The following is a 22,385-nucleotide window of genomic DNA, read 5'->3' as shown; positions in this document are numbered from 1 at the left end:
TTCAAATTTGGATAATCATGCCTCGCCATGGCCGCGGGGCATTTTATTAGGGGTATGATCGCCAGAAAAACCGCGAAAACCGCCAATATTGATTTACGCGCCAATTTCGCGCTGGGATGCCTGCTTTTGGCGTGGGCGTTGGTTGCCGGGCGTTTGTATTATTTGCAAATAACGATGAGCGAGCATTACCGCGCTTGGTCGCAGGGGCTGATGTCGTTCTCGCGCCAGACCGCCGCGCCGACTCGCGGCGAGATATTTTTTTCCGGAGGCCAGCCTTTGGCGATTAACAAAGATTTCAACTACGCCTATGCTTCGCCAATGAACATCAAAGACAAAGAGTTCGCGGCGCAGAAAGTGGCGCAGACTCTTGGTTTGGACGAAAAAGATCTTATCGAAAAATTCAACCGGGAATCGCTTTATGTTCCGCTTAAGGAAAAAATCAGCGATGATGAAGCCCGCGAAATTAAAGAGGCGGATATCAAGGGCGTGTATACCGATCAAAAGAAGATGCGTTATTATCCGCAAGGCGGCGTGGCGGCTCAACTGGCCGGGTTTGTCGATGATGACAATATCGGCCGTTACGGGCTGGAAGAATATTATAACGATGAATTGGCCAAAGGAAAAAGCATTGTTCTGAATATTGATTACAATATCCAATACCAGGCCGAGAAAATGCTGGCGGCCGCGCGGGAAAAACTCCAGGCATTGGATGCCGAAGCCATTGTCGCCGACCCGAAAACCGGCGCGATTTTAGCCATGGCCAAAGATCCCAATTTCGACCCCAACAATTACAAAGAATCGGCGAACAAAAATATCAATATATTCAGAAACGATTCTTGCCAAACTTTGTTCGAGCCCGGTTCGGTGTTCAAGGGCGTTACCATGGCTTCGGCGCTCAATGACGGCAAGGTTACTCCCGAAACCAGTTATTTCGATTCCGGATCGCTCACCGTGGGACCCGATACCATTTATAATTACGGCCATCGTTCTTACGGCCGGCAAACGATGATCAATGTTTTGGAACATTCGATTAACACGGGCGCGGCGTTCGCGGAGAAGCAATTGGGCGACCGGCAGTTTACCGATTATATCGAAAAATTCGGCGTTTTCGAGCCTACGGGCATTGATTTGCCGGAAACTTTTTCCAATAATTCGGGATTCAAAAAAGGTTACGCGATCAATTATGTGACAGCTTCTTACGGGCAGGGTATTTGGATGACATCAATCCAATTGATTCGCGCGTATTCGGCGTTGGCCAATGGCGGGCGGCTGGTTCAGCCGTCGGTGGCGCGCGACGGCCGCGCCGAATTTGATCCGGCGAAAAAACGGCAGGTGATTTCTCCGGAAACTTCAAAAACGATCTCCAAAATGCTGGCCAGCGTGGTTGACAACGGTTTTGGCAAGGCCGCCAAGGTTTTGGGCTATACCATTTCGGGCAAAACCGGTACGGCGCAAATGTCTTGGTCGACTTTAAACATCAAACAATCGGGTTATTCGGACAAAACCACGCAGAGTTTTATCGGTTATTTTCCCAGCGATGATCCGAAATTTTTAATTCTGGTCAAACTCAAAGCTCCCAATGTAAACACCGCCGAGTATTCCGCCATCCCGGTTTTCACCGAACTGGCGAAGTATGTGATCTATGTGAGCCAGCTTCCGCCCAATGAAGAAATCAAAAAACCCGCCGCGCCTCCCGCAGCCCCTCCGGCAATTTACGCGACCACAACCGCGGCGACGACTACCGCGCAAGCGGCAGGCAACAGTCGCAATTGAAAAACTACACAAAATTTATTGTGTAGTTTTTTAATTTATAATAGAAATGCGTAAATTGAACACCGAGGGTGTGTTCAATGATGTCGTCAATTTGATCCTTTTAAAGTAATTGATCGTTCCTGAATATCAATGTAATAAATGAGTAAATCAAGAAGCTTGCTTTTCGTTATTTCCAGCCCTTTTTCGCGTAAAATACTTCGCAAATCATCCAATCGATAACAATCAAAGCTATATCCTCGATAATTCCAAGAAAATTTCAATCCTTTTCCGCTATGGCGGAACTCGTTGATAAATTTATAAATAATATCATTTAATTTGTTTTTCGTAGCAAACGAAATAATTTGATTCATCTTTTTTTGCCAATTTTTGTTTTTGAATTTATGAATAATCGAAACCAAGGCTGAAATTATAATCAGAAATAACAAACTCCCCAAAGACCATTTCCAAAATTTCTCTTTATCACTTAAATAAAGCATAAAAAGGAATAGCAAATATAAAAAGAAAAGCCCAATGAGTCGTTTAAATAATTCTAAGCCCATCCAATCCCGTAGCCTTAGCATGTGATTTCTACGAAGAGATATAAGGGTTATAATAATTCCTAAAAATAATAAAAAAGGCCATATCATCCCAAAAATCATAATAAATGGACCCGTGATCCAATCTCCGGACGCAGTTAAAAATTCCGCAAACGTTGGCATCGGAAAACAATCCGCTGCATTTGTAGAACAAGAAGCAGAACATATTCCCGGAAGAATTGCCGTGACTGTCACGCTGCTCAACATTATCTTTTTAAATGGAATTAAATCCATAAATTTTTTTAAATCGTTATAAATTGTTTATTTATAATAGCAAAATTTCATCAAAAACAGAACCGGTCAGCCCTGGCCGACAACTAATTAATCATTTCATCGCTAACAACAAAAAGTCATCAAATATAATTTTAGACAGGTTAGAATCACTAAAAACCTTATCTGTCCCCGATTTGCGATTAAATTCCACGGCGGATTAAATTCCACGGCGAGGCGGCGGTTTGTTAACTTAGTGGGTAAAATTAGTGGGTAAAATTAGTGGGTAAAATTTGACATAACTTTTTTGATAGATTAACATACTAGTACATATGGCAGTAGTGCCAAATGATATCAATTGCGGGGCCCCGTACCAGTGTCTGGTGCGGGGTTCTTCGCTTTTTGAGCAACTTTTAAAATTTCTGCTCTAAAATCTATTATATCAAAGTATTGGTGACAAGCTGGTGGTAGCTCTTTTGCCACATTACCGCTTCGAGAAAAAACAATTGTGATTTTGCCATGCCCTCGCAGAAATTTAAGCAGATATTCAAAATCGCAATCACCGGAAAATAGGATAAAAGTATCATATTTATTCATATAAAACATGGCATCTGTTGCAATTTCAACATCAAAATTTGCCTTACGATGATGATTATCGTCTGTATCGTCAGAATAACATTTTAAAGGTTTTGTGTTCAAAATAAATTTTAACCCTTTTCGTAAGAAAAACAGAAAACCGAAATGGTTTTCTGATCCAAAATTGGCAGAATAAAATCGTATTGATTGCACTTTGCCGATACTTTCAAAAAAATCTTTTACTTTTTTATAATCGACAGACCAGCGCAACTCGCTTGTGGTAAGGTTTTTTAAATTATCCGGAATATCTTTTGGATTTACCCACATTTTCCTTACAGACTGTTCTAAATTTGCAGCATCGATAAATATCGCAACTTTTCCCCTTACTGATGATTTTAATTTTTCAAAATAATTATTTCCCATAAAATTTATTTTATTAACTCATTCACACTTATATCAAGGGCCTTGGAAATGCTTTTGAGGGTAGCAAGTGTTGGATTCTGATTTTTACCGGCTTCGATTTTGATTATTGTGTTATTGGTTAAATCGGCAAGACGCGCCAGTTTTTCTTGGGTTAGATTTTTAGCCTTTCTAAGGCGTTTTAAATTGTCGGCAAGGTTTAACATATACTAAATTATAGTAGTAGAATTTTAATTAACAATAGGCAACTTTATTTCTGCTATTAAAATTTAGTTTATCACATCGTAAGCCTATGTCTATACAAAAATTCTATTTATGTGCTCGTAAATCCACGGATGGCAATGATTATCAAATAATGAGAATTAAAGTCCGGATTTTCAAATTACGGGAACGCTCCCACAGGGAGGGAGGGGGAGGCTTATCGAAAAGATAACCGAAAAACCGCGGTGAAGCCGCGGTCGGTATGGAAAATGGCGTATATGCAATTTGGCGGCCCCAACCGGAGTCGGACCGGTGTTCCTTGGTTGAGAACCAAGTGTCCTAACCGCTAGACGATGGGGCCTCAAAACAAATATACCATAGCAAAATTCCGCATTTTTTTCCAGTTTTGCCATGGAAAAGGTAGAATAGCTTTGCCAATTCGCAAGTTATTTGCCAAAATATAGGTGAAAGGTCCGTGTAAAGTAATCACAAAAATATGTTTACTGATCCGAACCAAGAGTTTGACAAGTGCAAGGGGTGCCGTATGCCTTTGGAGAATGAGCAGGACGCTTGTTCCTGCAATCCCACGCTTTGCTACCACTGTTGTAAATGCGGCGATGAGTGCGTTTGCGGTTGCAAAAATCGCGTGAAGAAAAGCGAAGAGAAGGCAGAATTTTGATTTTTGAAGTTAAACCCCGCCGCCGCGGGGTTTTTCGATGCGCGCCGCGGAAAACTCAATACTCAATTCGCAATTTGCAAACATTGGAATTGCGATGATAGAATATAAATATATTAAAGTAAAATATAAATATGGCAATAATGGAAAAAATCAATCTTTGGGTCAAACCGGTTTTAAAGATCGGCGGTTTGGCGGTTTTGGGAGCAATTATTCTTTACGCGGTGTTTGTTTTTCTGGGATCGCTATTCGGCTCGTATTCGGGAAAAACGCAATCGATCGGCGGCTATTCGAAAATGGCGAATTATGATTCCGGTTATTTGGAAAATGCGGCTGCGCCGATGCCGGCGGAATCAGAAATTTTCAAATCAGCCGGATTATCGTCGAGGAACGCGGCTTCTTCGGACGGTGACGACTCATATATCGACAATGGGTATGCAATCGGAAATCAAGCGGAAAAATATGAAGTTACCGATTATAATGCCAGCATTGAGACCGGCCAGCTGGAAAAATCTTGCGCCGCCATCGGCGGATTAAAGTCGCGGGAGGATGTTATTTTTGAAAGTGCCCGCGAATATCGCAACGGTTGCAGTTATTCGTTCAAGGTCAATCGCGCCAAAACCGATGAGATACTGGCATTGATCAAAGAAATGGATCCCAAAGAATTATCCGGAAGCACTTACACCATTCAGCGGCAGGTTGATGATTATACCAGCCGGATCGATATTTTGCAGAAGAAGTTGGCGTCAATCGATGAAACTCTCAACAACGCGACGGGTGCCTACGATGATGTAACGCAAGCCGCGGCCGGCGCTAAGGACATCGAAACTTTGGCGAAAGTCATCGATAGTAAAATAAACACAATTGAGAGGTTGACGCAGCAGCGGATCAGCATTAACTCCCAGCTGGAACAAATCCGCCGCGGGAAGGCCGAGCAGGTTGACCGCTTGAATTACACTTATTTTTCCGTGAACATCGTTAACGGCGCGTTTATCGACTTTCAAAATCTGGGAGACTCGTGGAATCTGGCTCTTAAGGTTTTAATCGCCGAGATCAACCAAACCATCCAAAATATCAGCATTAATCTGATTGGATTTATGTTTATCTTGTTGCAGTATGCCATTTACGCGTTCATTTTGCTGATTGTCGCCAAGTATGGCTGGAAGCTGGCCAGGCGCATCTGGCAGAACCGATAATCGGGCGATTATCGTTAAACGGTTGCATTTTTCGCCAAAAAGGGCTATCCTTGGTACAGGAGAGCCCTTTTTGGCGCTTCTTTTAACATATATACTACCAATGAATAATTTTGATAAAAATTGGAGGAACGCCAAAAAAAACATTTTTCGGCTTGAAGGCCGGGTTGAATACCGTTTGTCCGGAGAACAGGAAGATATCGCCAAATGGAAGCAGAACGATACCGATTCAGGGAAAAACAAAGAATGGCGCGGATGGCAGGCATCGCTGAAGAAAGCCTCGCAAAAAGGAGTTGTCGTCCAGCGCGTGCGCGTGGCGCCGAAAACTTTGCCGGATTACATAAAATTTGAAATCAGCCGCTGGCGGAAAAATCCCGACAAGAACGGCGAACAGGTTTTATTTTTGAACGAAAATGATTACCGGGAGATTATCGCCGCGTACGGATTCGATCCCAAGGATTTTTGGCTTTTCGACGATCAGAATTTGCTGATTTTCAACTATGACAAGGCGGGAAAATTTTCAGGCGATATCTTGATAACTAACGGAGGCATGGTTAAAAGATATTGCGAATTAAAATCAAAATTGCTGGAAAAATCAATGCCGATGGAGTCGTTCTTGAAAAAAATATAAGCGGCGGAATTCATTCAATTTGTTTTTTTATAATACGCGAAACAAGACCTGAAAATCAGTTCCGGCAAAGACAAAAAATATCATTGATTGCGCGGACATACCTATAAATTGCAAAGAAAAATATTCTTTCAAGATTTTCGATTGATTCAAGCCTCGGCAATATCCCGATCGCGGTAAATTTTGCTTGACGGCAAGATTTAATTGCGTCAAAATATAATTGCAATAACCAATTATTATGATCGAAACAATTTTTTATTTTCTGGGTTCGATATTTTTCTTTTTGTCTATCGCGATTTTGGCGGTAATTTTATTTTTCACGGTTATGATTATGCGTAAAGCCATATCTATTGAGATGGAAATAAAAAACACCGTCATCGAGGCGAAAAACGCGGTAGCGGAAGTCAAAAACAAAATTTCAAGTTTTTCCGTCGGCATCGCGGGGATTGTCGCCTTGCTTGAAAAGCTGATCGGGCTTAAAAATAAAATGCAAGACCGAGAAGCGGATCAGGAACGGAAAAAACCGCCCAAAAAAGAAAAAAAATCAAAAAATTTTGACGAGGAAAATTTTTAGTAATCGGAAGTAATCTTCGAGGAAACATGCTCTGGTTGCGGCGGGGTTAATACCCCGACGCAAGAACCCAATTTATCGTTGGTTTCAAACAAAAAAGCGCGGCCGCGCTTTTTTGTTTGGATGATATGATTTCGGCGTTTATATTCTTTTCGTATATTCTCCGGTTTCCGTGTTGATTTCCAGCACATCTCCCTGTTCCACGAACAGCGGAGCTTGAATGGTGGCGCCGGTTTCCAGAACCACGGCTTTGGTGCCGGATTGCGACCGATTTCCCTTAACTCCCGGAGCCGCTTCTTTAACCCTCAACTGGACTTTGATGGGCAGGGTGACGCTGATTACTTCATCTTCATAGACCACGCCGTCAAGAATTGTGTTGGGTACCAGGAATTTGGCGCCGGCCCCGATCTTTTCTTCGGGCAATTCAAACCTTTTTGAAGAATCGTTTTCCCGGCAAAAAATAAATTTTCCGCGATTATTGTAAATAAATTTCACTTGCGCTCTCTCGCTTTCGGTTTCTTCGAAAGAGTCGCCTTTATGGAAAGTGCGGTCCACGATTTTTCCGGTAATCAAATTTTTGACCTTGGTGCGGATAACCGTGGCGTCTTGCGCTTTGATAATCTGCTGGAATTCCAGCACTTCGTAAGGCTGGCCGTCCAAAATAAACAGTACGCCTTTGCGCAAATCAAAATAATTCAGCATATCTTCATAAAATCCGAAATCCGAATATTCGAAATCCGAAACAAATTTAAATGACCAAAATTCGAATGTTCAAAACGGAATCAAGTTCCCGTTTCGTTCGTTTGAAAATTCGAATTTTGAACATTGTTTCGAATATTCGAGCTTCGTACTTCGAATTTAAACAATTATATAACTATTTTTGCCTTATTTTTAGTTTTAAGTCAAGAAAGCGCGCGCTATTCGACGATCCGCCACTCGATTTTTTCGATTTTGTCGCAATATTCAAGCCATTCGCCGCCGGAAGTGACGACGAACCATTTTTTGCGGTTTTCCGACCAAATCATGGGGTCGTCGCGGTAGAACGGTTTTTTGACGATCTCTTTGGGTTTTAATTTATCCAATTCCAGCCATTTTTTAAAAACTGTTTCAATGGTGTAGTCCAATTTCCGCGAATTGGCCCAATCGGCCACGATTTTTATCGCGCTTTTGGCTTTTTCAAGCGAACCGGCCAGTTCGATCAATTGTTTTGCCGGTTTTGTATAGCGCGAATAAACAATATCCCGTTTGCGCGCGTCGCGCTTGAGTTCGTCCAATCCCACGCCTTTGGTTTCAAAAAAATAAGTGACGATTTGGCGGATGGCGGTGTCTTCTTTTAATTTTTCCAGATATTTTATTTTTTTGGTTTTCAACAATTCCGTTACTTTTTCGCCGATGCTTTTTCCAATGCCGTTGATTTTGGGTATGGTTTTATTTTTCTTGTATGTTTGGGCGATATCGGTTTCGCAAGACGCCAACGCCGCCGCGGCTTTGCGATAGGCGCGGATGCGGAACGGTTTGTCGCTCTTGATTTCCAGCAGATCGGCGATTTGGGTTAATTTGTCGGAAATGATTTTATTGTCCATTTATTTGGTTCAGGATATTTTGATAAAAAATTTTCGCTTTCTTTAATTCTTCCTTGCCTTTGGAAGTGATTTCATATATCCGGCGGCGCTTGTTCATTTCGCTTTTCACGAATCCATCAATTTCCAGGCGGTAAAAAACGCGGTAGGGGGTGATCTTGCCCGGCCGGAAACCGAATTCTTTTTCTATCAGCGCGGGAATTTCCCAGCCGTAAAGCGGTTGTTTGTCAAGGATGGCCAGAATATACAGCCAAAGGTTGTCGGTGGTATTGGATTTATTCAGGCGCTGGATGGGCAACATATGTTATATTGATGAAAACTTTCTTATACTTGACTTGTTATTTTACGATGGTAAAATAGTTACATAATGTAAAACATACCATAATTCATTTTAACAAAAAATATGGCAGAAACAAACCAAAGAAAAAAAATCCGTTTGGCGATTGCCGGCATCGGCAACTGCTGTTCCAGTTTGGTGCAGGGGATAACCTATTATAAAAATATTGGCGCCGATGACGATCCGGTTCCGGGGTTGATGCACAATGTGGTCGGGGATTACGCTCCGCGCGATATCGAAATCGTGGCGGCGTTTGATGTGGATAAGCGCAAGGTGGGGCGCGATATTGCCAAAGCGATTTTCGCTTTGCCCAACTGCACCAAGGTTTTTTGCAAAGAAGTTCCCGATTTGGAGGTTAAAGTGCAAATGGGGCCGGTTTTTGACGGGGTGGCCGATCATATGAAGGATTATCCCGAAGACCAAACTTTTTCGGTGGCGGATTTGCCCGCGGTTGATGTGGCCGATGAATTGAAAAAAGCCAAAGCCGATGTTTTGGTCAGCTATATGCCGGTGGGATCGCAAAAGGCGGCCGAATATTACGCTCAAGCCGCGTTGGATGCGGGTTGCGGATTCGTGAATTGTATGCCCATATTCATAGTTTCGGATAATGTTTGGGGAGAAAAATTCGCCAAAGCCGGAATTCCCTGCATTGGCGACGATATCAAGTCGCAAATCGGCGCCACGATCGTGCATCGCGCATTGAGTAATTTGTTTACCAAGCGGGGAGTGACGATCGATCGTTCTTACCAGCTTAATTTTGGCGGCAATACGGATTTTTTGAATATGTTGTCGCGCGACCGTCTGAAATCAAAGAAAATTTCCAAAACCGAAAGCGTGGAGTCGCAGTTGGGCAAACGATTAAGTTATGATAATCTCCATATCGGGCCGTCGGATTGGGTGCCGTTTTTGAAAGACAATAAAATTTGCTTTATTCGCATGGAGGGCCGCAAATTCGGCGATGTTCCGGTGGAAATAGAATTGCGTTTGAGCGTGGAAGATTCGCCCAATTCCGCGGGCGTGGTCATCGACGCCGTGCGCATGGTAAAGTTGGCCAAAGAACGGGGAATCGGCGGACCGCTCACAAGCCCTTCGTCATATTTTATGAAACATCCGCCGGCGCAGTTTACCGACAGCCAAGCGTATGAAATGGTGGAGGAATTCATCGCGGGAAAGCGCGATCGCTAACAACTCACGATTTATGATTTATGAAATAAGATTTATGAATTTAAATCTTAAATCTTAAATCTTAAATCTTAAATCTTAAATCACCGATGCTTGATCTTTACCGCAATCAATTTAAGGGTTTGGAAAACAGAGTTGCCGGTATTTTCGCCCGCTTACCCCTTACTCCCAACCAATACACGGCTTGCTCCGTTGCCGCCGCTTTTGCGGCGCTTTGTTTTTTGATCATCGGCGGCTATTGGGTCGCGCTGGCGCTTTTTGCCGTTGCCGCCACTCTTGATTTTATTGATGGCGCGGTGGCGCGCGCGAAAAATTTGGCCAACAAAAAGGGGGCCTATTGGGATACAATTGCCGATCGCTATGTGGAAGCGACACTGCTTTTCGGATTTTTGTTTGTTGAATTGCCGGTTTTTTTTATGCCGGCGCCGGCGTGGATATTTTTAGTTCTTTTCGGGTCGATGATGACCACTTATGCCAAAGCCGCGGCCAAAGAAAAAGGTTTAAGCGACTTGGAGCTAAAGGGTGGCTTGTTGTCGCGCGCCGAACGGCTGATAATTTTCGCGGTGGTTATCGCGTCCTTGAATTATTATCCGGCGCTGGCGTCATTTTTGCTGGCAGCGCTGGCGATTTTAACGAATGTTACCGCCGCGCAAAGAATCAAGAAAGCATTGTTATTGAAATAACCGCGCGGCCGCATCAAACAAAAAACGGCAGTTTGCCGTTTTTTTGTTTTTATCCGGTTTTTTTAGATGTCGTAATAAAGTTCAAATTCAATCGGAGTCGGCCGGGTGCGCACAATATCATATTCGGCGGTTTTTTTGTGGCTGATCCAACTTTCAACAATGGTTTTTGAAAAAACATTACCGGCGAATAGATATTCGCGGTCTTTTTCCAATGCCGCCAAGCTTTCTTCCAGCGATGCGGGAACTTGCGAAATTGAATCGCGGTTTTTATATATATTGCCGTTGGCGGGTTTGCCCGGATCAACTTTATTGGCAATACCGTCCAAGCCGGCCATTAGCATGGCCGAAAATGCCAGATAAGGATTGCAGGAAGCGTCGGCCGGCCGAAATTCGATGCGTTTTGAGGCGGGCGCGCCGCTGTACATCGGGATGCGGATGGCCGCGGAACGATTGCGGGCCGAATATGCCAAGTTTGTGGGCGCTTCAAATCCGGGTACGAGCCGTTTATAGGAATTGGTCGAGGGCGCGCAAAACGCCATCAGCGATCTTCCGTGCGCTAACAATCCGCCGATAAACCATAGCGCGGTTTGGCTCAAGCCGGCATAGCCGTTGGCGTCAAAGAATAAGGCTTCAGAATCTTTCCATAGAGAAATATGAGTATGCATTCCCGAACCATTGTCGCCAAACAAGGGCTTGGGCATAAATGTGGCGGTTTTGCCGGCGCGCCGGGCGACATTTTTTACCGCGTATTTGAACATCATTATTTTATCGGCTTGCGACAGCAAGGAGTCGTATTTTATATCGATTTCAGCTTGCCCCGCGGTGGCGACTTCATGGTGTTCTTTTTCGACTTCAATGCCCAGGCGTTTCAGCTCCGCCACCATGTCGCGGCGGATATCCGCGGTTTGATCGGTTGGCGGCATCGGAAAATAACCTTCTTTGTTACGAATTTTATACCCCGAACCGTTGTCTTCGCCATTATCGCTCCAGTTGGCTTCACCGGATTCGATCCGGTGAAAAGCGTGATTTTGGCCGTTGGCAAATTCAACGCGGTCGAAAATAAAAAATTCCGCTTCCGGGCCATAATAGGCGGTGTCGGCAACGCCGGTTTTTTTTAAGTACTCTTGGGCTTGTTGCGCGATCGCGCGCGGGTCGTTGCCGAATCGGGTTTTGCGATCTTTCGTTCCGCCGGATTCCTTGGCGGAAACGGGGGGCTCGTAAACATCGCAAATCAAACTGCCGACCGGTTCTTTGGCAAACATATCGATAACGAATGATTTGGCGTCAGGCGCGAGTACCATATCGCTTTCTTCGATGTTCTTGAAACCGCGGATCGACGATCCGTCAAAACCGATGCCTTCGGAAAAAACCTTCTCGTTGAATTGGTCCAGCGGCACCGTAAAATGCTGCCACGCGCCGGGAAGATCGCAAAACTTCAAATCAATCATTTTGGCGCCGGCTTTTTCGCATAACTCAACTATTTCTTTTGCTTCCATATTCCAAATTAAAAATTTAAAAATCAAAATGAAAAAATACAATTAAAAATTCAAAATTTTATAATTTATAAATTTTTAAATTTTGCATTGTCATTTTGATCTTTGATTTTTATATTTTAATTTAACAAAAATCCCCGAATTCGGTTCGGAGACGCCATTGTCTTGTTTGAAAGCACTTCGTTGTGCTTAATGTTAATAATTTACCGCATTTAATCAAATAAGTCAAAGCATAATTCTTTCGTGTAATAAGTTATTTCTTCCTAAGGCCCAAGATGTTATAATTTGATAAACAGACAAATAAATAATTAAAATAAAACAAAAAAATGAATAAATTGCCAATTGTTTTCGCGCTGTCTTTAACGATCGCGTTCATGGGATTTGCTTTGGCCGGCGCGGCAGGATGCGATCCTTCCAAGCTGGAGGCGGTCGCGGCTTATCAAAAAAGCGACGCGGTGGTTAATTTGCAATCGTGTTTGATCGATGCGGGATTTGGTATTCCGGCCGGAGCCACCGGGTATTACGGCGCGCAGACAATCGGTGCCGTAAAGGCATTTTATTCTTCGTGGTATGGCGGTTGGAACGGCTTGAAAGTCGGGCCGCAGGGAATCGCCAATCTCCGAAATAATTCGGCGCCCGTCGGCACCGGTTCGGAAGGCTTTAAAACATTTGTCGCCGCCGCGGATTTCAAGATTTATTTTCAAAAAGCAATCCAAGAAACAAGCGACAACCACAGCCGGAATTCCTTGGGCGGCGGATCGGGGATGGCGACTGCGATGGACGGTTTGGGGTCGAATGCCGGGGGTAGTGCGAAAAGTATTTCCGCTCCAACCGCCGCCGGAGCCGTTTTGACAGATCGCGCGTCAGCCACCAATGTGCAAGTGGCGGGAATCGATGAACCGGATATCGTAAAAACAGACGGTAAAGAGATTTATTATTCCGGGTCGAGCCCGATTTATTGGTGGGGCGCGGGCGGCGGGATTTCCGCAACCGACAATGTTTCGCGCTGTTATGATTGCCAGTCGGCAAACACCAAAGCCATAAAAGCCCTGCCGCTGAATGATATGGCGGTTGACGCAAACATTAAGAAATCCGGCGATTTGTTATTATTCAACAATGTTTTGGCGGTTTTCGGTGACGGCGGGGTAACCGGTTATAATGTCGCGGATCCGGAGAATCCAATTGAAACATGGAACATAAAACCCGAAGGCAATGCTTCAATCATCGGTTCGCGGTTGCGCAACGGCAAGATTTATATGGTGGCGAAAACCACTATCGGCACAACCGATATTTGTCCGATAAGGCCGTTGACGATCGGCGGTGTTGGGGTTTCGATTGCTTGCGATTCAATTTACCATCCGGAGCGGGTTCTTCCGACCAATGCCATTTTTAGCGTTTTTGTCATTAACGCGGCGAATGGCGCGGTGGAGCAAAAAACTTCGTTTGCCGGTTTGGGCGATTCGTCGGTTATTTATATGTCGCCGGAGAATCTTTTCATTACATATCCGGCCTATGAAAGCGAGTTTGATATCCATGCGGGTTTGATCAAGGAAAACATGAAGGATTTGGTGAGCGCTTCGTTGGTCGATCAAATCGTAAAACTTGAAAGTTACGATATCGGTTCATCGGCCAAAATGGTTGAGTTGGACACGATCTTGAATAATTACGAAAACGGATTGAGCTCCGACAATCGCTTGAGGTTCGAAAATGAAATGCAAAACCGTCTGGCGGAATATCGCAAAACGCGCTTAAGGAATTTTGACAAAACGGTTGTCGCCAAGATCGGTTTGGGGGATTTGAAATTTTATGCCGCCGGATCGGTTCCGGGTCAGCCGTTAAACCAGTTTTCTCTTGACGAATATAATGGTAACTTGAGGATAGCCACCACGGTCGGCAGCTCATGGTTTATGCGCAGCGAAACCGCCAATGATGTCTATGTCCTTGACCCGGAAATGAAAATCAGCGGTTCGGCGCTTGATCTGGGCAAGACGGAAAAGATATATTCGGCCCGGTTCATTGAAGACAAGGGTTACATTGTCACTTTCCGCCAAACCGATCCGTTTTATGTTATTGATTTAAAGGACCCGAAAAATCCCAAACTTGCCGGAGAGCTCAAGATTCCCGGATATTCGGGATATTTGCACCCGGTGAATAAAGACAGAATTATCGGCATTGGCATGGAAGATTCCAATGTTAAAATTTCTTATTTTAATGTCAGCGATCCGGCCCATCCCGCGGAAATGGATAAATATTCGCTTAAAGAATATTGGTCGGAGGCCGTTAGCAACCATCATGCGTTTTTGATGGACGGCAAACACGGCATATTTTTTATGCCGGGAAGCAACGGCGGTTATGTATTCTCATATCTGAACGATAAACTTTCCTTGCTTAAGGCGGTAAGCGGTATCAATCCCAATCGGGCGATCTACATCAATGATTATCTTTATATGATCGGCGGCAACAAGATCGCGGTACTCGACGAAAACACTTGGGAAAAGGTGAAAGAATTCAATTTTTAGAGATTCGCGACAAACAAAAAAACCGCCGCCGCGGTTTTTTGTTTGGAAAATTATTTTTTAAATTCAGCGGAAATAATAATCGCGTTTGAGATTTCTTTCATTGACAGGCGTTTATCCATTGATTTTTTATGCAGTAATTTATAGGCGTCGTTTTCGGTGATGGAAAACTCTTTCATCAGGATTCCTTTGGCCTTTTCGATCACTTTGCGGGTTTCCAGCGCTTCCTTTAACGCTTCTTTTTCCGAAAAGAGCAGGGCATTTTCAATCGCGCCCCCAACGGCTTTGGCCACCAATTCGAATAAGACCGTCTCGGTTTTTGAATAGGCGCGCGGTTTGGAATGCTGGACATTGATCACGCCCAAAACTTTGTCGCGGTAAATTATCGGTACCGACAGGAATCCCTCGAATCTGTCTTCGGGCAGGCTGTTGACGAATTTAAATCGTTGGTCATTGTAAGCTTCTTTTGCGATCGCGACGGTGAGTTTGTTGCGCGCCACCCAGCCGGTTATGCCTTCGTTGAGTTTCAGTTTGATGCTGCCGATTTCCAGCGGTTTGGGGTTGAGGGACGCGCGCAAAACCAGATCGCCGCCATCGATCAGGTACAAAAAACAAGAATCGGCTTTAGTCACGCCGCTCACGATTTTTACGATGCGGTTCAAAACTTCCTTCAGATCAAGATTGTAACTGATTGTTTCAATGATTTCCCGGAGTATTTTCAATTCTTGATTTTTTTTGATTGCAGGTCTTTTCTCCATATGTTTCATTCGCGCACTGTTTTGATTGCGCGTTGAGTCAAGTCGGCGATGATCGACGGTTTTGAATCATCAAGATCGCCGGCATTGATGACCAAATCAGGCATAATGGCCGCGCGGGCAAGCTGGTTTAGAACTTCATCGATTTTCGTGGCCGCGGGCAGTCCGGAAAGATTCGCCGATGTGGCCGCCAACGGTTGGTTGGCGGTTTCCAGCAAAGAATTTGCGAATGCGTAAAATGGTATGCGCAGCGCGATAGTCTTGTCGTCGGCGCCAAAAATCTTCGCGTCCGGTTTTCGAAACAATATCGCGGTGAATTTCCCCGGCCATTTGGTTTCCAAAAACTCTTGCTGTTTTGCCGATATTTTTGCTAATTTTTTTGCCATTGCCATATTTTTCACAAAAACCGGTAATGGTTTTCCTTGAGGGCGGTCTTTGATCGCGTAAATTTTTTTTACCGCGTTTTCGTTCGCGGCGTTCGCCAGCAGACCGTAGACCGTATCGGTGGGCACGACAACGACTCCTCCTTTTTGGATCAGTCGATTCGCGGTTTCCACCGCGATTTGAAAATTATTCGGCGTCAGCGAGATTATTTCCATATGGGATCAATTAGCGTTTGCAGCTTTCCAAGTATTTTTCGATGCGCGCCATTTCGCGTTCCACCACCGGCCCGTCATATTCACCGGAATGCGCCACCGATCCTTGATAAACCGGTTTTTTCTGGTCAAGATGAAGGCTCAACGCAACGCTTTCCTTGTCCGGTTTTATGAACAAGTGGAGCCGCGGGTAACCGATTCTCGGCCGGGTGAACCCCAGTTCTTTGGCGGTAGGGTCTTCGCCTTGGAAATGGTATCCCAAATCGCGCATTATGTTGTTTATATTATTTTTGAATGGTCCGTTAACGATTATTTTCATATTTTTATTCTTTTTATACCCCGCCAGCTCGCCGCGGGGAACAAAAAGAATGAGGAGTCCAAAGGAAACATCCTTTGGTTGACGGCGGGATTAATACCCCGACATCAATGTATTTTTTTATTGATACGATAATATGTTTACCCTTCGACCGGGTTTTTGTCAATTTTAGCGGCGTTCGTATGATACGAATACTATTCGCATATATATGAGAGGTACAAATTAAATGATATTTGATAATTTGACGGTATTTTTTAGGGTCTGTCTCCGAATTGGCTTCAGAACGAAATTTTCGGTTTTCGAGCGAAAAGAATGAAGAATGAGGAGGCATATTTAAGCTAAATCTGGCGACGAATGATGAATTCTTTGCAACCGAAAAATGGAAATTGCGGTTGAAGCTAATTCGACAACAGACCTTTTTATTGAGTGCAATAACTCGGGGCTTTGCCCCGGGGTGCACCAAGAGGATTCCAAAGGTAATCCGCAAGTACTCTTGCAAAGGGGCGCCCCCTTTGGTCGTCGTGCGGGGTTCATACCCCGCACGACGAAATACATTTGAAAAATATATTTTTGATTCAATTCGTATTGTTGTTTTTGTGCAGCCGTCCGATAAGCCATTCTTTTTAAATTCTAACATAAAACCGAAGAGCTTTCATTTTTTGTAAAATTGGTTTAAATTTAATACAAAGATTACTGATCAGCCATGAATAATTTGCATCGGATATTTATCGCAATCAATTTGCCGGATAAATTGCGCAATGAATTGGGTTTGTTTCAGGATCGCTGGCCCGAATTGCCGGCGCGCTGGACCAAAATGGAAAGTTTGCATATAACTTTGAATTTTTTAGGCAACGCCAACGATGAAGAAGTTTGCGAGATATGCAAAAACGCGGCGGAAATCGCCATGCGCCATGAACCGTTTGATCTGACCATTGATAAAGTGGCGTATGGCCCGGTGGGGAATTTGTCCAAAAAACCGCCTAAAATGATATGGGCGGTTGGGAACAGTTCGCCGGAATTGGGCGCGTTGCAAAAAGATTTGGAAACTTCGCTTTATGAATTTTGCGGCGGCGAGTATCGCGAGAGCGAAATTTACAGTTTCGCGCCGCATATCACTCTGGCGCGGTTGCAGCTCGCCGGATTGGCGCAAATGGAACCGGAAGAGATACCGGAAATAAACGAAAAAATCAGCCGGACATTTATGGTTGAATCCATCGAGGTCATGGAAAGCCAATTAAAGAAAGGCGGCCCGGCGTACACGATTTTGGAAAGTTTAAAATTGGGAGATTAAAGAAAATTAAAATTTAAAAATCAAAATGTAAAATTAAGAAAAAATTCCATAAGAAATTTTAATTTTATATTTTTCAATTGTTATTTTTATTCTTTTTATACCCCGCCAGCTCGCCGCGGGGAACAAAAAGAATGAGGAGTCCAAAGGAAACATCCTTTGGCTGATGGCGGGGTTAATACCCCGACGCAAGAACCCAATTTATTTTTGATATTTTTATTTAAAATTTTTATGAAAGTGCATTTTGTCGGTATCGGCGGCATCGGAGTTTCCGCGTTGGCGCGTTATTATTTGGCGCAGGGCTGGCGGGTTTCCGGTTCGGATTTAACATCTTCGGATATCACCGCGGCATTAAAAAAGCTGGGCGCGCGAATTTACGCCGGCGAAAAAAGTTTAAAATTGTTGATGCCGGACGCGGTGATTTACAGTCCGGCGGTGAAAGACACGAATCCGGAGTTGAAGGAAGCGAGGCGGTTGGGAATAAAAACAATAAGTTATCCGCAGGCCTTGGGCGAACTGACCAAGCTTTATAAAACGATCGCGGTGGCGGGCGCGCACGGCAAGAGCACGACCACGGCGATTATCGGTTTGATGATGATTGCGGCGCGGCTTGATCCCACGGTTATCGTGGGCACCAAAGTCAAAGAGTTCGGCGACTCGAATTTTCGTTTGGGAAAATCAAAATATTTGGTGATTGAGGCCTGCGAATATGATGGGTCGTTTTTGAATTATTGGCCTGAAATTATCGTGATAACCAATATTGAAATGGATCATATGGAATGCTACAAAAGCGAAACTGAATTGATGGCGGCGTTTGAAAAATTCGCGCGCCATTTGCCAAAAACGGGAACGCTGGTGGCTTGCGGCGACGATGCCAATGTTTCCGAGATTCTTGGCCGGATCGAGCCGGATAGAATGGGAATCAAGAAATATTCATTGGCGCAATCGGAATCAAAAAAATTGCGCTCGTTTTTGAAAATTCCCGGCGAACACAATGTCGAAAACGGATTGGCCGCGCTGGCGGTGGGGCGATTGTTGAAAATTTCCGATAAAAAAATATTCCATTCTTTGGCGAAATACAAAGGTTCTTGGAGGCGGTTTGATCGGGAGCCGGGAATGGTCGCGGGCAAACGAATCACCGTGGTTTCCGATTACGGCCATCACCCCACGCAAATTAAGATGACAATGGCCGCGGCGCGCGCCAAATGGCCCAAGAAGAAAATCGTCTGCGTTTTCCAGCCGCATCAGGCATGGCGCACGCATTTGCTTTTTGGCGAATTCGTCGATGTTTTTAAAAAAAATCCGCTCGATGAAGTTTTGATTACGGATATTTATCAAGTCGCGGGCCGCGAATCGGCCGCGATCCAAAAAAAAGTCAGCAGCCAAAAACTGGCAAGAGCCGTCGGCGGCCGGGCGGAATATATATCCTCAAAAGAGATTTTTGAAAGATTGAAAAAAGAAATCAAAGGCGGCGAAATAGTTTTGGTGATGGGCGCGGGCGACATTTATGAGCTGTCGAAAAAACTGACAAAAAATTTTAAAAAATGAGAAACGGAAGAGATTAATCCTTTAAAAAATTGCAATGACAAAAAATCAAAAAATCTGGTTTGCGGTATTTTTGGCCATGTTTCTGGCACCTTTAATTTTGCGTGTGTTTGGCGTACGAAATTCAGTTGATATTCCATGGCTTCCGTTTGTTGATTTTGGACATTTTTTAAATGTTTTATTTTCATGTTCAATGGTTTTGTTTCCTTTAGTTGGATTGTTGGGTATTTTTTTAATAATTAAAAAGATATCAATAAATAAAAAATTGAAAATATCTTTTTTTATTATTTTGTTTCCTTTGATTTGTTTGTTTGTTTTTTTGAATGTTATGTTTTTTTGGGTAATGCTTTATTATATGATTGTAAGTCCTCAAATTGGTTAATTTGGTTAATAAAAAATTATGGAAATTCATTTTTCATTTTTTATGTTTATACCAACCGCGGCATTCTTGCTGGCGCAGTCGATTTTTGCCGATGAGTCGCCGATGATTAGCGTAAGCGGTGCGGATGAAGTTTGGGACGCCGAGGTTGGGATAATTCCCGCGGGTGCGGTTGATTCCGGCAACGCAAATTTTTTGTTGCCCAATGAGGCCACGGTTTGCCACGCGGATGAAATTTGGACTGTAGGGATTGAATCAGTTTCCAATGAGGCAATCGATGTCAATGATGCGAGTTTTATTTTGCCAAACGAGGCTGTGATTTGCCACGCTGATGAGGTCTGGACCAATGATTTGGCAAGCGCGAAAATTGGGGATGTACCACAGATTTTATCAAGAACGCCAATTTTATTTGTGCCGGGGTTATTGGGAACTTACATCAAAGATGGGGGTGATTTTGTTTGGATTAATGATGCAATGTTCAATCCGGTAAATTCTGATGAGTTTATGGATTCGTTGAGTTTAAGCGATGTTTTTTTGCCAATTAATAATAATTTATCGCTTGCTGGCGTTATAGGCAAAAAAATTTATGATTTGATGGGGATAATAAAATTTAATTATGATTATTCCGATGGACTCATCAAGGAATTCCAAGCGCAGGGGTATGATGCGGCGGAGGGGAGTTCGGGGCAAACTTTTTATACTTTTCCGTATGATTGGCGGTATGGCGCCAGCGGGATATACCCAGTGTCGGCGGGAACCTCGCAACGGCCGTTGACCAACAGTGATTTGTTGAAAATTGAGATTGACCGGTTGGCGAAAATTTCACCCACGGGCGAGGTGGATGTGATCGCGCACAGTTTGGGCGGATTGATTGCCAAGAAGTATATTCTTGAAAACAGCAATCTAAAAATCAATAAAATGGTATTTGTGGGCGTGCCTAATTTGGGCGCGCCGCTGGCGGGAAAAGCGCTGTTGTCCGGTACGGATTTCGGAGTTTTCGGATTGAATCCGCAGGAATTGAAAAAGATTGTCCAAAATATGCCCGCGGCCTATGATTTGCTTCCCAGCCAAGAGTATTTTTCCGATAAGGGCAATTGGGTTAATATCTACAAGCCGAGTGGCGTTTCCGGCGTGAATGATGTGAGCAGATTGGATTACACCCAAACGCAAATATATCTGGCGGGCGCCAATTTGAACGGCACGGCAATCGACAACGCCACCGCGTTACATTCAAGCGATTTTGACGGTGATTATGTCTATGCCAATTTTTGGGCCAAAGGCGTTGATTCCTACAATATCGTGGGCTGCAGATCCGCGACTTTCGGTACGGTTGAAGATTGGCAAAATACCGACGGCACCCATAGCAATTATGATTTCGGCGCGCCGAGCAATGGCGATGACACGGTGCCGCTTGAATCCGCCAACCGCTTTCTTGCCGTCGATAGCAAGACATTCTACGCGCCCAAGGTTAAACACGGCCGAATGCCCAGCTTTGACGGCATTAAGGAAAAAATAGTTTCCATAATTTCGGGCAATGACATTCCGATCGCGGCCGGCAAAATTATTTCTAAATCGGAATTATCGGATAACCCCAATCAATGCCGGCTTTACGGCGCGACGATTAAAATTGAAAGTCCGCTGGCCATCAAAGTGAGCGATCAATTTGGCAATTTGATTGAATCGGTTGAAGGCGTTGGCTTAAAAAACGAAATTCCCGGAGCGAGTTTTGAAACTGTTGGCGACCGCAAGTTTGTCTATTTGCCCACTGCCGATAACGAGCAATATCAAATTGATTTGCAAGGAACCGGCAGCGGCACTTTTACGCTGATCAAGGAAGAGATTGAAGGTGACAACGCGGTATCGGCCGATGTTTTCGCCGATATTCCGGTAACAACTGATTTTTCCGGCAGTTTGGAAATTGAAGGTAACGCTCAAATAATTAAAACCAACGGCGTACGGATTGACTCGGTGGAAATTCCGGTTGGCGCGGTTGGCGACGCGATTATGCCGCAAACCACGGTTTTGATTAACGGCCAAACGCCAAAAGAATTTTACAATGACCACGCCGCGATAACTTTGTCGGCAACCGATTTTGCCCAAACCGGAACTGATTCGGCGGGAGTGCTTTCAATCAATTACCGGCTGGATGGCGCCGCCACGACGACATTGGGCACGACCACGACAATTGCGGTTGTCAACGAAGGAAAACATACTTTAAGCTATCGCGCCAAAGACAAATTGGGGAATGATGAAGAAGAAAAGAACATCAGCTTCGTTATTGACAAAACTTCACCAGAGTTGAAATTTGGTTTTAGTCAAACGAAAAAAGATTTGGCATTTTCCGCCGCCGATAATTATTCCGCCTCAAACACGATTGCCATTGTCGATAAGAATGGCAGTTTGATCGCAACCGATCAAGCCGGGAATACGGTTGAATTGTCATTCAAAGAAAAGAATCGCAAGCAATCTTTGCGGGCGCAATTATTAGGATTGTCATACAACGGCCAAATGGTTGATTTGAGCGGCAGCCAGTTGGCGCTCGCTTGGTTTTATGGCTACACTCCCAAACTGCCGCTGTTGTTGACCGGTTTGCAATTGTTGCCGCCAATCCCCAAAACCTTGCCCAAACCCGGCCCGCTTTCGTTCTTGCTTCAGCAGGCCAAACTCAAAGACGGATCGTTTATCGTCGCTCTTTTTGGCAACAATAAAACCTTGCTTTTGGAATACAAAAACAAAAAACTCAATTTGAAAACATTCAGCGGTTTGAAGTTGCTCGATTTCGCCACGAACAAGGGGAAATTGGAATGGAGTTATTGAGGCGGCTGGATGGCGCAAGATAAAATTAACCGGCTTGATTTATTGATTGATTGCGGATAATTGAGCTATAATAAA

At 44.2% G+C, this 22,385-nt stretch carries 22 protein-coding genes and 1 tRNA gene; 12 read left to right on the top strand and 11 right to left on the bottom strand.

Features of this window, described 5'->3' with window-relative positions:
• The first annotated feature begins 54 nt into the window (after positions 1-54).
• Positions 55-1,773, top strand: coding sequence for a penicillin-binding protein 2 (locus L7H18_03360; protein UMX47464.1), 1,719 nt, complete (start codon positions 55-57; stop codon positions 1,771-1,773).
• 86 nt (positions 1,774-1,859) lie between these two features.
• On the opposite strand, the gene L7H18_03355 is transcribed toward L7H18_03360, so the two are convergent.
• From L7H18_03355 to L7H18_03340, 4 genes are all read right to left on the bottom strand, one after another.
• Positions 1,860-2,582: a hypothetical protein gene (locus L7H18_03355; protein ID UMX47463.1), complete on the bottom strand. Its 723-nt coding sequence runs from the start codon at positions 2,580-2,582 to the stop codon at positions 1,860-1,862.
• A 330-nt stretch (positions 2,583-2,912) separates the two neighbouring features.
• Positions 2,913-3,557, bottom strand: coding sequence for an NYN domain-containing protein (locus tag L7H18_03350; protein ID UMX47462.1), 645 nt, complete (start codon positions 3,555-3,557; stop codon positions 2,913-2,915).
• Between the two features lie 5 nt (positions 3,558-3,562).
• Positions 3,563-3,760: a helix-turn-helix transcriptional regulator gene (locus L7H18_03345; GenBank protein ID UMX47461.1), complete on the bottom strand. Its 198-nt coding sequence runs from the start codon at positions 3,758-3,760 to the stop codon at positions 3,563-3,565.
• A gap of 281 nt (positions 3,761-4,041) precedes the next feature.
• Positions 4,042-4,116 (bottom strand) — tRNA-Glu (locus L7H18_03340).
• A gap of 135 nt (positions 4,117-4,251) precedes the next feature.
• On the opposite strand from L7H18_03340, the gene L7H18_03335 reads away from it, so the two are divergent.
• From L7H18_03335 to L7H18_03320, 4 genes are all read left to right on the top strand, one after another.
• Positions 4,252-4,434, top strand: a complete 183-nt coding sequence (locus tag L7H18_03335; protein UMX47460.1) for a hypothetical protein — start codon at positions 4,252-4,254, stop codon at positions 4,432-4,434.
• Between the two features lie 131 nt (positions 4,435-4,565).
• Positions 4,566-5,627 carry a hypothetical protein gene (locus tag L7H18_03330; protein UMX47459.1) on the top strand — a complete coding sequence of 354 codons (1,062 nt, stop codon included), beginning with the start codon at positions 4,566-4,568 and terminating at the stop codon, positions 5,625-5,627.
• 100 nt (positions 5,628-5,727) lie between these two features.
• The gene (locus tag L7H18_03325) at positions 5,728-6,255 is read left to right on the top strand and encodes a hypothetical protein (protein UMX47458.1); all 528 of its coding nucleotides are present in this window, start codon (positions 5,728-5,730) and stop codon (positions 6,253-6,255) included.
• Positions 6,256-6,490: 235 nt separating this feature from the next.
• Entirely contained in the window at positions 6,491-6,826 is a 336-nt protein-coding gene (locus L7H18_03320) for a hypothetical protein (protein ID UMX47457.1), read from the top strand.
• Positions 6,827-6,964: 138 nt separating this feature from the next.
• On the opposite strand, the gene L7H18_03315 is transcribed toward L7H18_03320, so the two are convergent.
• From L7H18_03315 to L7H18_03305, 3 genes are all read right to left on the bottom strand, one after another.
• Positions 6,965-7,525, bottom strand: coding sequence for an elongation factor P (locus L7H18_03315; protein ID UMX47456.1), 561 nt, complete (start codon positions 7,523-7,525; stop codon positions 6,965-6,967).
• 215 nt (positions 7,526-7,740) lie between these two features.
• Positions 7,741-8,406, bottom strand: a complete 666-nt coding sequence (locus tag L7H18_03310) for a hypothetical protein (GenBank protein UMX47455.1) — start codon at positions 8,404-8,406, stop codon at positions 7,741-7,743.
• Positions 8,396-8,704, bottom strand: a complete 309-nt coding sequence (locus tag L7H18_03305; GenBank protein ID UMX47454.1) for a PadR family transcriptional regulator — start codon at positions 8,702-8,704, stop codon at positions 8,396-8,398. Before L7H18_03305 ends, L7H18_03310 begins: the two co-directional genes overlap by 11 nt.
• A gap of 102 nt (positions 8,705-8,806) precedes the next feature.
• On the opposite strand from L7H18_03305, the gene L7H18_03300 reads away from it, so the two are divergent.
• Together L7H18_03300 and L7H18_03295 are read left to right on the top strand one after the other, a co-directional pair.
• Positions 8,807-9,925 (top strand): inositol-3-phosphate synthase, encoded by a 1,119-nt coding sequence (locus L7H18_03300; GenBank protein ID UMX47453.1) that lies wholly within the window; start codon positions 8,807-8,809, stop codon positions 9,923-9,925.
• A 119-nt stretch (positions 9,926-10,044) separates the two neighbouring features.
• On the top strand, positions 10,045-10,605 hold the full coding sequence (locus tag L7H18_03295) for a CDP-alcohol phosphatidyltransferase family protein (protein ID UMX47452.1): 561 nt from the start codon (positions 10,045-10,047) through the stop codon (positions 10,603-10,605).
• Between the two features lie 62 nt (positions 10,606-10,667).
• On the opposite strand, the gene glnA is transcribed toward L7H18_03295, so the two are convergent.
• Positions 10,668-12,101, bottom strand: a complete 1,434-nt coding sequence (gene glnA / locus L7H18_03290) for a type I glutamate--ammonia ligase (protein ID UMX47451.1) — start codon at positions 12,099-12,101, stop codon at positions 10,668-10,670.
• A 323-nt stretch (positions 12,102-12,424) separates the two neighbouring features.
• Here glnA and L7H18_03285 point away from each other — a divergent pair, with 323 nt between their 5' ends.
• Complete coding sequence (locus L7H18_03285; GenBank protein UMX47450.1) at positions 12,425-14,617, top strand: beta-propeller domain-containing protein; 2,193 nt, start codon at positions 12,425-12,427, stop codon at positions 14,615-14,617.
• Between the two features lie 50 nt (positions 14,618-14,667).
• Here the strand turns inward: L7H18_03285 and L7H18_03280 are convergent, their stop codons facing one another.
• From L7H18_03280 to L7H18_03270, 3 genes are read right to left on the bottom strand one after another with little or no spacing between them, the layout of a single operon-like run.
• Positions 14,668-15,372, bottom strand: a complete 705-nt coding sequence (locus tag L7H18_03280) for an ANTAR domain-containing protein (protein UMX47449.1) — start codon at positions 15,370-15,372, stop codon at positions 14,668-14,670.
• A 5-nt stretch (positions 15,373-15,377) separates the two neighbouring features.
• Entirely contained in the window at positions 15,378-15,968 is a 591-nt protein-coding gene (locus L7H18_03275; protein UMX47448.1) for a threonylcarbamoyl-AMP synthase, read from the bottom strand.
• 10 nt (positions 15,969-15,978) lie between these two features.
• Entirely contained in the window at positions 15,979-16,284 is a 306-nt protein-coding gene (locus L7H18_03270; protein UMX47447.1) for a hypothetical protein, read from the bottom strand.
• A 700-nt stretch (positions 16,285-16,984) separates the two neighbouring features.
• Between L7H18_03270 and thpR the strand changes: the two genes are divergently transcribed.
• The 4 genes from thpR to L7H18_03250 all read left to right on the top strand — a co-directional run bounded on the left by thpR (position 16,985) and on the right by L7H18_03250 (position 22,310).
• Complete coding sequence (gene thpR / locus L7H18_03265; protein ID UMX47446.1) at positions 16,985-17,572, top strand: RNA 2',3'-cyclic phosphodiesterase; 588 nt, start codon at positions 16,985-16,987, stop codon at positions 17,570-17,572.
• Between the two features lie 228 nt (positions 17,573-17,800).
• Complete coding sequence (murC, locus tag L7H18_03260) at positions 17,801-19,117, top strand: UDP-N-acetylmuramate--L-alanine ligase (protein ID UMX47445.1); 1,317 nt, start codon at positions 17,801-17,803, stop codon at positions 19,115-19,117.
• Positions 19,118-19,151: 34 nt separating this feature from the next.
• Positions 19,152-19,496 (top strand): hypothetical protein, encoded by a 345-nt coding sequence (locus L7H18_03255; GenBank protein ID UMX47444.1) that lies wholly within the window; start codon positions 19,152-19,154, stop codon positions 19,494-19,496.
• A gap of 18 nt (positions 19,497-19,514) precedes the next feature.
• A complete protein-coding gene (locus L7H18_03250; protein ID UMX47443.1) occupies positions 19,515-22,310 on the top strand; it encodes a hypothetical protein in 2,796 nt (931 codons plus the stop codon).
• Positions 22,311-22,385 lie beyond the last annotated feature (75 nt).

The organism is Candidatus Nealsonbacteria bacterium DGGOD1a (genome assembly GCA_022530585.1).
Classification (GTDB): domain Bacteria; phylum Patescibacteriota; class Minisyncoccia; order Minisyncoccales; family UBA5738; genus UBA5738.
Note: the sequence above shows the minus strand (reverse complement) of the source record. Positions and strands in the feature narration are given on the sequence as shown.